The organism is Streptomyces sp. NPDC043853 (assembly GCF_056436025.1).
In genome coordinates, this window is sequence record NZ_JBWKDJ010000005.1 from 513,687 (window position 1) to 525,682 (window position 11,996).

An 11,996-nucleotide genomic window follows, 5' to 3' on the forward strand; every position below is an offset into this window, starting at 1 on the left:
GGGACGAGCGCGTTCGCCCTGGGCCTCGGTCCCGGACGGGAAGGCACCGGCACCCTCACCGGTACCGTCACCTTGCGGGACCGGCCCGCCGGCGCCGACAGGCCCGGTCGCCGAGGCCGGCCTGCCCGGCGCCGGCAGCCGCGTCAGCGGCCAGGATCCGTCCGAGGCCGGATCCGTACCCGGTGCGGGCCGGGCCGCAGGCGGTCTGCCGGCCTCGACGCCGGACCCGACACCGGACACGGAGACGCACCCCGAAGCGGCCAACAGGGCGGACAGCAGCAGGAGAAGAGCGGGGCGGCGCATGCGCACACTCTGCCCCAACCGGACCGTACGCCGGGCACCGGTCGCGCAGCGATCACCACCCAGGGTGACCGGGCGGCCGGATGCTGACACCCCGCCCCGGGTGTGCGGGGGCGGCCGCCGGGTAGGCGCAGCCCATGCACCCGACCAAGGTCGACGGCACTGTCCTCCTGCTGGCCGAGGGGTACACCTGGGCCCCCGGCCTGCTCCGGCGCGCGGGCGGCGACGCCGTCCACACGCGTTTGATGGGCCGGCCCGCCGTCCTGCTCCACGGCCCCGAAGCGGTGCGCTTCTTCTACGACGAGCACCACGTACTGCGCCAGGGCGCGCTGCCGGGCCCGGTCCTCGACACGCTCTTCGGCCGAGGCGCGGTCCACACCCTGGACGGCTCCGAGCACCGGGCCCGCAAGCAGTTGTTCGTGACGCAACTGATGTCGGCCGGGAGGGTGGCCGCGCTCACCGAGCGCTTCGGGGCCGCCTGGACCGGCGCGATACCGGGCTGGGCCGGACGCCGGGTGGTGCTGTTCGACGAGGTGGGCACCGTACTCGCGCAAGCCGTCTGCGACTGGGTCGGCCTGCCCGTCCCCGACGACGCGGCACGGGAGGTCGCCGAGGACTGCGTGGCCATGGTCGACGGCTTCGCCACCGCCGGATCCCGGCACTGGCGGGCCCGGCACGCCCGCCGTCGCCAGGAACAGGCCCTCGCCCGTGCCGTCCAGGACATCCGCGGATACGGGAACCACGCCGACGGCCCCTTCGCACCCTCCCGGCACCAGGGCGTCGACCGGGCCGCGCTGACCGCGGTCGCCCTCCACCGCGAAGCGGACGGCACGCTCCTGCCCCCGCACACCGCGGCCGTCGAGCTCCTCAACATCATCCGGCCGACGGTGGCCCTCGCCTGGTACGCCGCCTTCGCCGCCCACGCCCTCCACCGCGACCCCGCACAGCGCGACCGCCTCCGCGCGGAGGGGTTCGCGTATGCGCGGGCCTTCGCCCACGAGGTGCGCCGCTTCTACCCGTTCGTGCCCTTCGTCGGCGGACTCGCCGCCCGGGACCTGCGGTTCGGCCGGGCCGAGATCCCGGAGGGCAGCCTGGTGCTGCTCGACGTGTACGGGCACCACCACGACCCCGCGCTGTGGGAGCGGCCGAACCGCTTCGACCCCGAGCGCTTCCTCGGCCGCGTGCCCGGTCCCGCCGAACTCATCCCCCAGGGCGCCGGCGACGCACGTACCGGGCACCGCTGCCCCGGCGAGGACATCGCCCTCGCCCTGCTCACCGTGCTCGCACAGACCCTGGCACACCTGGACTTCGCCGTCCCGGAACAGGACCTGTCGATACCGCTGCACCGCATCCCCACCCGTCCGCGCAGCGGCTTCCTGATGGACGACGCCCACCCGTCCCGCACCCACGCCGGGCCCGTCGCGGCATGATGGAGGTCCGACGACGGCTCGTGCATGGGGGGTTCGCATGTCCGACAGCACCGGGACTGGTACTGGCACTGGTACCGGGACCGTAACCGAGGATGGCGATGGCGCCGGCGGTTGTCTCGCCTGCGACCTGACGACCGGGGCGGCGCCCCTGCCGGGAGGCGCGATCCACCGCACCACGCACTGGGTCGTGGAACACTGCGTCGGGCCGCTGGGCGTGGGCACGGTGGTGGTCAAACCCCTGCGCCACGTCGTGCACGTGGCCGGGCTGACCCCCGACGAGTCCGCCGAACTCGGCCCCCTGCTGCAACGCGTCAGCGACGCCGTGACCGCCGTGACCGAACCCGAGCAGGTGTACGTCTGCCTCTGGTCGCACGCCGGTGCGGTGCCCGGCCACATCCACTTCGTGGTACAGCCCGCCCGCGCGCGGGACCTGGCCGAGTACGACGCGCACGGCCCGGCTCTGCAGGTGGCCATGTTCCGTGCCGACCGCCGTCCGGCCGAGGCGGAGGTGAGTGCCGTGTGCGACCGCCTGCGCGCCGTGCTCGACTCGTCGGTGCGCCGTCCTCTTGGATGAGTTCATGAGTTCCGGGTCGTTGTCGTAGTCGTACCCGTGGCCGTAGCCGTAGCCGTAGCCGTAGCCGTACGGCGGTACAACAGCACCGCATTCGAGGGAGTCGGCATGAGGAAGATCAAGTCGCAGCTGTTCATCTCGCTCGACGGCGTCGTCGAGGCACCCGACCAGTGGCACTTCCCCTATTTCAACGACGAGATGGGGGCGGCCGTCGACGCCACCCTCGGACGCGCCGACACCCTGCTGCTGGGCCGCCGGACCTACGACAGTTTCGCCGGTGCCTGGCCCGGACGGGAGGCAGCAGGCGGGGAGGACGCCCCGTTCGCCAAGCTGCTCGGCGACGCCCGGAAGATCGTCGTTTCCCGCAGTCGGCTGGACTTCACCTGGCGGAACTCGGAGCAGCTCGACGGCGAGCTCACCGGGGCGGTCGCCGCCCTGAAGGAAGAGCCGGGATCGCCCGTTTGGATCAGCGGCTCGGTCTCCGTGGTCCGGCACCTGCTTGCGGCCGGACTCCTGGACGAACTGAACCTCCTCGTCCACCCGATCGCCGTCCGCAAGGGCATGCGCCTCTTCGAGGGGTCCGACGGCTCCGACGGCTCCGACGGGTCCGACGGTGACGTGATGACACCCATTCCGTTGGAACTGGTGTCCTGTGACACCTTCGCGACCGGTGTCCTGAACCTCGTCTACGCCCCCGCTGCGGCCCCCGGCGGAGCCACCTACGAGGACGCCAAGACCCACCTGCCCCAGCGGGAGGGCTGAACCCCGGAGGGCGGGGATCCCGTCCCGCAAGACTCCGCCTCGCCTTCGGAGCCCACTCCGGCTGGGCGGCGTCTGGGAGGTGCCCGGGGGCTGCCCGTCAGTCCCAGTGTCATTACGTGCCGGCCGCCGGCGTCAAGGGCGCTCCCGTTGGTCGCGTCGGCAAGCCGATGGCCCTTCGGGCCACCCTTGACGCCGACGACCGTCACGCAACGACAAGGACTGTCGGGCGGCCCCCGGGGGATGGCATGGGAGGAGCCTTCGGATCCTTGCGCTGTGGCGTTGGCGGGCACGAGCAGCGGCTGCCGCTCGGCCGGCCGCCCTCCGGGCGGGGCGCGGTGGTGAAGTGGATCAGATCTACGTAATCCAGGGCGGTCCAGGCGCACCAAATCGCTACGCGCTCCTGTTGATCAGCGGATTCGGGCCGCCGAGGGTTGAACATAGGCCGCCCACGATCTCCGCACCCTCCTGCGGGCATGGCGGCCGACAGGCCGTCCGTGGCAGAGACGATCAAAGGGGAGAGGCGTCGGTGCCGCCGTCCCGGCGGGAGCACGTAGCGATCGCAGGCGCTTCACCCAGCCCCCGGCGGCCCGCATCCGCCGTCCGGCGGGAGCGCGTAGCGATCCGTGGCGGTCTATGTCCGGCCACCGGCGGGCCGCATCCGCCGTCCGGCAGGAGCGCGTAGCGATTTGGTGCGCCTGGACCGCCCTGGATTACGTAGATCTGATCCACTTCACCACCGCGCCCCGCCCGGAGGGCGGCCGGCCGAGCGGCAGCCGCTGCTCGTGCCCGCCAACGCCACAGCGCAAGGATCCGAAGGCTCCTCCCATGCCATCCCCCGGGGGCCGCCCGACAGTCCTTGTCGTTGCGTGACGGCCGTCGGCGTCAAGGGTGGCCCGAAGGGCCATCGGCTTGCCGACGCGACCAACGGGAGCGCCCTTGACGCCGGCGGCCGGCACGTAATGACACTGGGACTGACGGGCAGCCCCCGGGTGCTCCCTGATTCCGTCCGGGCGAAGCCTCCGCAGACCCAGGCCCCGCTCCGCCAACCGCTCCAGCTCGGGCGGGAGGTGGCTGATGCCCCGGCCCCGCCCCGCTTCATCGTCCGGCTCGGCACGGCGGTGCCCGGGGGCGGGTGGGCAACCCCCGTCCAGGCCCGGCGCAGCTCGGGGGGTGGAGCGGGCCGCAGGGCGCGGCCGGGTGAACCGCTAGGGCGGGGCGCGGTGGTGAAGTGGATCAGATCTACGTAATTTGGGCCGGTCCGGGCGCGCCAGATCGCTACGTGCTCCTGTCGGACGGCGGATCCGGCCGCCGGGGGCTGAGCACCATTCCGGCCGCTTCTGCGCCTTGGCGTCCTCGGCCGTCGGCCTTCCGGGGCCGGGCTGTCAGGCGGTGGCCGGCTGTGCGCCGAGGCGGACGTTCTCGCCCCGGAGCGTGATGTCCAGGCCCTCCTCCGTGACGCGGGCCGATTCCGCGGTCAGGCCGGGGAGGGAGGCCGTGTCGGGGTCCGCCGCCGACTGCTGCCGGCGGGCGGCAAGCCCTTCCTGCACGGCCGCGACCAGGCGTTCGGGAGCCGGGCGGCCCAGCAGCCTGGCCTCGGCGACCGTGAACGACAGCCGCCCGTCCTGCAGTTCGGGCCGCAGCAGCACCGTCGCCGCACCGCCCGGACCCATGTCGAGACGGAGCGTGCCCGAGGCCGGGTCCGTGGACACGGCGGTCACCGGCAGGGCGCGGTCGCCCTCCGTCAGGGAGGCGCGCACGGCGTTCACCGGGACCGTGATCCGGCCTTCGATCGAGTCGACGGTGCCCCTGCCGTCCTCGCCCGTGGCGATCCCGTCGAGGGTCAGGCGTACCGACGCGCCCGTGACCCGGCCGAACGACGCCTCGTCACCCCTGACCTCGGCCGTTCCGACCCGCCCCCGGGCCACCGCGACCAGCCCCGATCCGGACAGGTCCACCTCGGTGTCCCCGAGCCGTGGACGCAGTGCGTCCGCGATCCGGCCCTCGACCACCAGGTCCGCGCCGTACTCGGCGCAGCCGGTGAGCAGGACCGTTCCCATGGTGGTGCCGACGGCACCCAGGGCGAGCTTTCCGCGGCGCCTCACGCGTGCACCTCCGTCGTGCGCGGCACCTGCTTCGTCTCCGTCGCGCCGAGCCGCCCGGTCGAAGCGGCGTCCCCGCCCTCCGGGTCGAGGTGCGGCAGCAGCCGGTCCAGCCAGGCCGGGATCCACCAGTTGGCCCGTCCCATCAGGTGCATCGTCGCGGGCACCAGCAGCAGCCGCACCACCGTGGCGTCCAGGACCACACTCACCCCGAGGCCCAGTGCCAGCATCTTCACCACCGGGTCCTCCGACAGCAGGAACGCCAGGAACACGCTGGTCATGATGAGTGCGGCACAGGTGATGACCCGGGCGGTCGAGGCCAGCCCGGCCGCGACGCTCTGCTGGTCCCCGTGCCCGGCCAGCCAGTGCTCCCGGATCCGCGACAGCAGGAACACCTCGTAGTCCATGGACAGGCCGAAGACGATCGCGAACATCATCATCGGCACGTACGACTCCACCGGCACGGGCTCGTCCACCCCGAGCAGCGAACCGCCCCAGCCCCACTGGAACACCGCCACCACCACACCGAACGAGGCGCCGATCGACAGCAGGTTCAGCAGGCCCGCCTTCAGGGCGACCAGCGGACTGCGGAACACGATCAGCAGCAGCGTGAAGGCGGCGGCCACCACCAGCCCGACGACCAGCGGCAGCCGGTCCGCGAGCACGTCCCGGAAGGTCTGCTGTGCCGCGACCTGCCCGGTCAGATAGCCCGTGGCGCCGTACGGGCCGAGGGTGTCGGGCAGCGTACGGTCGGCCAGCCGGTGCACCAGGTCTCCGGTGGACCGGTCCTGCGGGGTACCGGTCGGCACCACCGTCGACACCAGGAGTGCCCCGTCGGCGGTCGGCGCGGGTAGGGTCGCCGAGGCCACGCCCGGCGTGCGCGCGAGCGCACCTTGCAGGCTCCGCGCGATCTCCGTCCGCCGCTGCGGGGTCGTCCCGTCCTTGCCGAGGGTGACCACGACGGTGAGCGGCCCGTTCGCGCCCGGCCCGAACCCGTCGGTGACCAGGTCGTACGCCCGGCGCTCGGTGGAGCCGGCGGGCGCGGCGCCCGCGTCCACGTGGCCGAGGTGCATCGACGCGGCCGGCACGGCGAGCACGCCGAGCAGCAGCGCCCCGGCCAGCAGGGCGGTCCACGGGCGGCGTCCCACCGTCGCCGCCCAGCGGTGCCACACGTCGCCGTCCCCGTCGGGTTCGTCGACGGGCCTGCGGACGTGGAAGCGGTCGATGCGGCGGCCCGCCAGGCCCAGCAGCGCGGGGGTCAGGGTGAGCGCGGCCAGGGCACCGGTGAGCACGGTCGTGGCGGCGGCGACGCCCAGCATGCCGATGAAGCCCACACCGGAGGCGAACAGTCCGGCCAGCGCCACCGTCACGGTCAGCGCCGCGACGAGCACGGCCCGGCCGCTGGTGGCCACCGCCCGGCCGGCCGCGTCCGCCGGACCGGCGCCGTCGCGCAGCAGCCGGCGGTGCCGGGTCACCAGGAACAGCGAGTAGTCCAGACCCACGCCCAGGCCCATCATCACGGCCAGGGTGGGGGAGACGGCGGCGAGACTGACCTGGGCGGCGATCAGCCCGAGCGCAGCCAGCCCCGCCAACAGCCCTATCACAGCGCTGACCAGGGGGAACGCGGCCGCGGCCACACTGCCGAAGCCGATCAGCAGGACGAGCACGGCGGTGGCGATGCCGATGACCTCCGAGGCGCGGTCCGCGCCGCCGGACCGGGCCAGCTGCCCCAGCGGGCCGCCGTACTCGACGCCGACCCCGTCCGCGCGCAGCGGGGCGACCGCCTCGTCGACCCGGTCGGCGTACGACTTCTCGAACCGGGCGGGGTTCGACTCGAACCGGACGGTGAAGTAGCCGGTGCGGCCGTCCCGGGTGAGGGCACCGGGTGTGGAGAGGGGATCGGCGACCGAGATCACCTCGGGCAGCGCCGCCAGATTCGTCCGGGCCGCCTCGACCTCCGTGCGGTGCGCGCCGAGACCGCCTGCCGTGCCGTTCCCCCGGTCGCCGGTCGACAGGACGATCTGCGCGGGGACGCCCCGGGCCGCCGGGCCCCCGTGGGCGTCGAGCAGGTCGGCGCCGGTCTGCACGGAGGTGCCGGGCAGGCTGAAGTCGTCCTCGTACGTCCCGCCGAAGGCCCGGTCCGCACCGACGGCGGCGAGCAGGACGAGCAGCCAGACGGCGATCACCAGCCACGGGCGGCGCGCGCAGCCCCGTCCGGTGCGGAACAGCAGCCCCGGGCGGGTCTGGTGGCCGGGGTGCGGTCCGGCCTCCTGCCGTCCGGCGCGGTCGGTACGTGTCATCAGGGGAAGTCCTTGGAGGGAGGGGACACGGGACGTCGCGCGTGCCTGGCCGGTGACCCGGAGCGCGCTCGTCACAGATCCTCCGCGCCGAGTGCCAGGAGATCATGAGCGGATTGTTAGGGCTCGGTAAGGATCCACCGGCACCGCTCCGCGATCCGCCGCTCGCCCGTTCCCGCTGACTAGCATGGACGGCACCCGCCCGACCCGCGGCTCCGTACCGCGCGCACTTCCCCCGGAGCCGTCATGCACCCCCACAAGGGACTCGTCCTGATCGTGGAGGACGACCGGAACATCGCCGCGCTCCAGCGCCTGTACCTGGAGCGGGACGGCTACCGCACCGAGGTGGCCGAGGACGGCCCCGCGGGCTTCGACGCGGTGCGGCGGCTCGCCCCGGCTGCGGTCGTCCTGGACATCGGGCTGCCCGGCATGGACGGGGTGACGTTCTGCCGACGCATGCGCGAACGCGGCGACTGGACGCCCGTGCTGCTGGTGACCGCCCGGGGTGAGGAATCGGACCGGATCCTGGGGCTGGAACTGGGCGCCGACGACTACCTGACGAAGCCCTTCTCGCCCGGCGAACTGGTCGCCCGCGTCAACGCGGTGCTGCGGCGCTCGGCAGGACCGGCCCGGGGCACCCCCGTCGTCCACACCCGGGGGCCGCTGCGGGTCGACCCGGGCCGCCGTACGGTCCACGTGGACGGCGTACCGGTGGAGTTCACCGCGCTGGAACTCGACCTGCTCAGTCATCTGCTCGAACACCGCGGCCAGGTGTTCACCCGCCTGCAGCTGCTGGACCAGGTCTGGGGCGACTCGGCGCACCGCGACCCGCGGGTGGTGGACGTGTTCGTCTCCCAGATCCGCGGCAAGCTCGGCGGCGCCAGCCCGATCCGCACGGTCCGCGGCGTGGGCTACAGCGCGACCGGGGACGACGCGTGACATGCGGCCGGCGCACCCTCGCCCGCGAACTCGTCCTGTTCGCGGCCTTCGTGGCGCTGGTCGCCGTCCTGCTCAGCGGAGTCACCGCCTGGTACACGGCCCGTGGCAACGCGGAGGCACAGGAGCGCGACCGGCTGGCCCGCCAGGCCACCGTGCTGAGCAGGATCCCCAGACTGTCCGCGGTGCTCGTGGAGGGCGAGCAACTGATCGCCGGCTCCAACGGGGTGGAACTCGCGGTCCTCGAACCCGCCGGCGCCCTCCGCGGCCCGGCCGCCCCGGCCGTCTCGAACGCGCAGCGTGACCTGCTGCTCGCGCGCAAGCCCCTGTCGGCGACCGGGACGCTGGACGGACGGGAGGTCATCATCGAGGGCCGGGCGCACCGCGCGGGCGGAGTGATCCTCACCAAGTCCACCACCGAGGTGGACGCGGCCGCCGCGCGAATCCGCCGCAACCTCGCCCTGCCGCTGTGCGCCGGGCTGCTCGGGGCGGGGCTCGCCGGGCTGCTCCTCGCGCGGCGCATCGCCCGCCCGCTGACCCGCGCGGCCGCCCTGGCGGGGCGCCTCGCCGCCGGAGAGCGGGGGATCGCGGGGTCCGGCGGGTCCGGTGTGTCCAGTGGGTCTGGCGACAGTAGCGAGACCGCTGAGCCCGGTGAGACGGGGGTGACCCGTGAGTCGCGTGAATCGGGCGGGTCCCGTACGTCGACCCCGTCGTCCGCGCCCGCGCCCACGCCCGCGGACACCCGCACCGGGTACGGATCCGGCCCCCTCGAAGTGGCCGAGGTGACCCGTGCCCTGGCCGTCCTGGACCGGGCCCTGACCCGCAGCGAACAACGCCGCCGTGACTTCCTGCTCTCGGTCTCCCACGAGATCCGCACCCCGCTGACCACCCTGCGCGGCTACGCCGAGGCCCTCGCCGACGGCGTGATCCCCGCCGAACGCGTCCCCGAGATCGGCGGCGTGCTCGGCGCCGAGGCGGAGCGTCTGGACCGGTTCCTCCGCGACCTGCTGGACCTGGCCCGGCTGGAGGCGGACGCCGGGGACTTCCGCATCGACCTCACCGCCACCGACCTGTCGGCCCTCGTGGCCCGCGCGGCCGCGTCCTGGCGCGAACGCTGCGCCCGCCACGGGGTCGAATTCCGCCTGGAGGAGCCCGAGCCCGGATCCGGCCCCGTCATGGTCCGCACCGACGGCTTCCGGGTCCGGCAGCTGGTCGACTGCCTGCTGGAGAACGCGCTACGGGTCACCCCCGAGGGCCGGCCGGTCGTCCTGGCCCTCGCCGCACCGCCCGAGGGCGGCGGCGCACGCCTCCAGGTCCGCGACGGCGGACCGGGCCTCACCGGCCGGGACGTCGAGGTCGCCTTCGAACGTGGCGCGCTGCACGACCGCTACCGCGGCGAGCGCCAGGTCGGCAGCGGCCTCGGCCTGGCCATCGCGCACCGCCTCGCGACCCGGCTCGCCGGCACCCTCACCGTGGTCGGCCACGGGCCGGAGGGCGGCGCCGCCTTCACCCTGGACCTCCCGGCGGATCACCCGTAAGGCGCAGTGACCGTCAATTCCCGGCCTCTTCCGGCCCATTCGGGGGTCATCTTCCGCCCGCCCCGCGCATTCCCGGTACGCCGCTCCCGACAATGGTTCGGCAGGACGGAACCCAGGGCACGTCCGGAGGGAGACACCAGGTGGCGATGCGGGGCGGAACGGTCGCGGTGGTCGGCGGGAGCATCGCGGGCTGCGCGTTCGCCTCGGCCGCGGCGCGCGCGGGCGCGGACGGGGTCGTGGTCATCGAACGCACCGGCGGCCGCCTGGCGGACCGCGGCGTGGGGCTGTGCATCCACAACGACCGGGCCGCCGAACTCGCGGCCGTCGGTACCCTGCCCCCCGGTATCGCCGCACACCGGCTGACCCGCCGCAGGTGGGTGGTCCGCGACGGCGCGGACCAGGCCGGGAGGCTGTTCTGGGAGCAGCCGTTCCCCTTCCACTCGTACCACTGGGGCCTGCTCTGGCAGGGGCTGCGCGAGGCGACGCCCGCCTCGGTGGTCTACCGGCAGGGCACGGCGGTCACCGGCGTGTCCGCCCCGCCGGCTGATCGGTCCGATGGGTCCGAACAGGCGGAGGTGGTACTGGCGGACGGCACCACCGAGCGCCACGACCTGGTCATCGGTGCCGACGGCTACCGCTCGGTGGTCCGGGAGGCACTCAGCCCCGGTTCCCGGCCGCACTACGCCGGCTACGTCTGCTGGCGCGGCAACTTCGACGCCCGCCGGCTGGACGCCGTCGGCGAGGGCCCGTGGCCCTCCGACGCGGGCGTCACCGTCTGCTGGCCCGGCGGCAGTTGCGTCATCTACCGCATTCCGGGACCTGACGGCACTCGGGTCAACTGGGTGTTGTACGCCGTTCCCCCGCAGGACGGCACCCTGCGCCTCGACGACCCGACGAGCTTCCCGCCGGGCGCCCTCACGGCCGAGCTCGCCGACCGCCTCGCCGACCTGCTCGCCCGGGAGTTCCCGCCGTACTGGGCGCAGGTGCTCGCGCTGACCGCCCCCGAGGACACCTTCGTCCAGCCCATCTACGACCTCGAGGTGACCCGTACCGCCGTCGGGCGCCTCCTGCTGGCCGGGGACGCCGCAACCGTGGTGCGCCCGCACAACACCAGCGGGGCGGCCAAGGCCATGCAGGACGCGACCGCCTTCGAAGCAGCCTGGCGGGAGGCCGCGTCCTGGGACCGCCTGACGGACGCGTACCAGGCCGTACGGGGCCCGGTCGGCCGGGAGCTGGTCGCCCTGGCCCGCCGCCTCGGCCGGGCCCAGGTGGAGCAGACCCCGGACTGGTCCGCGATGGACCGGCAGGCCGCCGAGACCTGGTGGCAGGGCCAGCTCGGCGGCGCCGCGGGCATCGGCGGCCAGGCCCTGACCACCAGGCCCTGACCACCAGGCCCTGACCGCCAGGTACTCACCGGTGCCGATGCCGGTGCCGGTACCCGCGAGCAGGGTGCCGGCACCGGCATCGGGCGGTGGGTCAGCTCTTCCAGCCGGAGCAGCCCTTGTGGTCCTCGCAGACCCGGAAGCGCTTGACGTCCACCGGGGCGTAGGTGTGGTTGCCGACGGCGTCGCTTCCGGTGCCGTCCCAGAGCCGGTTCCCGGTCTGTCCGTTCACCAGGTCGTACTCGGCGTACACGCCGTTGCCGTCACGCTCGCCGTCGAACACGTACACGTAGGTGCCGTTGACGTAGGCGTAGTCGTCGCCGTGGGCCTTGGACCCCACCACCGCCGACGCGGGGGCCGTGGCCAGGACGGCCGAAGCGCACGCACCGAGCACGACGAACGCCAGCCGCGTCCGGGCCCGCCTCGTCCTGCGGCCCGGAGCGGTGGCGGTCGAGCCGGCGGATGCGGTGGACCTCAGCAGCATGGACATGTTGATCCCTTCGTGGATGGTCGATGACCCTCCGGCTCCGGGGAGCCGGCGAGCCGCCGGAGCCGGAGGGCGGGCCGTCCCCCCGTGACGAACGGCCCGCACCGACTGCTGTCCGGCAGCAGGACCAGCTTTCGCGGCCGGTCCGTTGTTGCGCAGCCCAGGTCAGAGCACGAAACAATCCGTCCCGGGCG

9 protein-coding genes are annotated in these 11,996 nt (G+C 74.1%); 6 read left to right on the forward strand and 3 right to left on the reverse strand.

The features are described from left to right. Positions 1-437 precede the first annotated feature (437 nt). The 3 genes from AC067U_RS17270 (at position 438) to AC067U_RS17280 (ending at position 3,063) form a co-directional block, all read left to right on the forward strand. On the forward strand, positions 438-1,730 hold the full coding sequence (locus AC067U_RS17270) for a cytochrome P450 (RefSeq protein WP_478830520.1): 1,293 nt from the start codon (positions 438-440) through the stop codon (positions 1,728-1,730). A gap of 187 nt (positions 1,731-1,917) precedes the next feature. Beyond that, positions 1,918-2,304, forward strand: coding sequence for an HIT family protein (locus AC067U_RS17275; protein ID WP_478830521.1), 387 nt, complete (start codon positions 1,918-1,920; stop codon positions 2,302-2,304). Between the two features lie 105 nt (positions 2,305-2,409). Continuing rightward, positions 2,410-3,063 (forward strand): dihydrofolate reductase family protein, encoded by a 654-nt coding sequence (locus tag AC067U_RS17280; RefSeq protein ID WP_478830522.1) that lies wholly within the window; start codon positions 2,410-2,412, stop codon positions 3,061-3,063. 1,382 nt (positions 3,064-4,445) lie between these two features. Here the strand turns inward: AC067U_RS17280 and AC067U_RS17285 are convergent. Further along, positions 4,446-5,165 carry a hypothetical protein gene (locus tag AC067U_RS17285; protein ID WP_478830523.1) on the reverse strand — a complete coding sequence of 240 codons (720 nt, stop codon included), beginning with the start codon at positions 5,163-5,165 and terminating at the stop codon, positions 4,446-4,448. Next, on the reverse strand, positions 5,162-7,462 hold the full coding sequence (locus AC067U_RS17290) for an MMPL family transporter (protein ID WP_478830524.1): 2,301 nt from the start codon (positions 7,460-7,462) through the stop codon (positions 5,162-5,164). Before AC067U_RS17290 ends, AC067U_RS17285 begins: the two co-directional genes overlap by 4 nt. A 243-nt stretch (positions 7,463-7,705) precedes the next feature. On the opposite strand from AC067U_RS17290, the gene AC067U_RS17295 reads away from it, so the two are divergent. The 3 genes from AC067U_RS17295 (at position 7,706) to AC067U_RS17305 (ending at position 11,318) form a co-directional block, all read left to right on the forward strand. Further along, on the forward strand, positions 7,706-8,398 hold the full coding sequence (locus AC067U_RS17295) for a response regulator transcription factor (protein WP_478830525.1): 693 nt from the start codon (positions 7,706-7,708) through the stop codon (positions 8,396-8,398). After that, positions 8,395-9,933, forward strand: a complete 1,539-nt coding sequence (locus AC067U_RS17300; protein ID WP_478830526.1) for a sensor histidine kinase — start codon at positions 8,395-8,397, stop codon at positions 9,931-9,933. The genes AC067U_RS17295 and AC067U_RS17300 overlap by 4 nt, the downstream gene beginning before the upstream one ends. A 146-nt stretch (positions 9,934-10,079) precedes the next feature. Continuing rightward, positions 10,080-11,318, forward strand: a complete 1,239-nt coding sequence (locus AC067U_RS17305) for an FAD-dependent monooxygenase (RefSeq protein WP_478830611.1) — start codon at positions 10,080-10,082, stop codon at positions 11,316-11,318. A 91-nt stretch (positions 11,319-11,409) separates the two neighbouring features. On the opposite strand, the gene AC067U_RS17310 is transcribed toward AC067U_RS17305, so the two are convergent. Beyond that, the gene (locus AC067U_RS17310; RefSeq protein WP_478830527.1) at positions 11,410-11,805 is read right to left on the reverse strand and encodes a hypothetical protein; all 396 of its coding nucleotides are present in this window, start codon (positions 11,803-11,805) and stop codon (positions 11,410-11,412) included. Between the last annotated feature and the right edge of the window lie 191 nt (positions 11,806-11,996).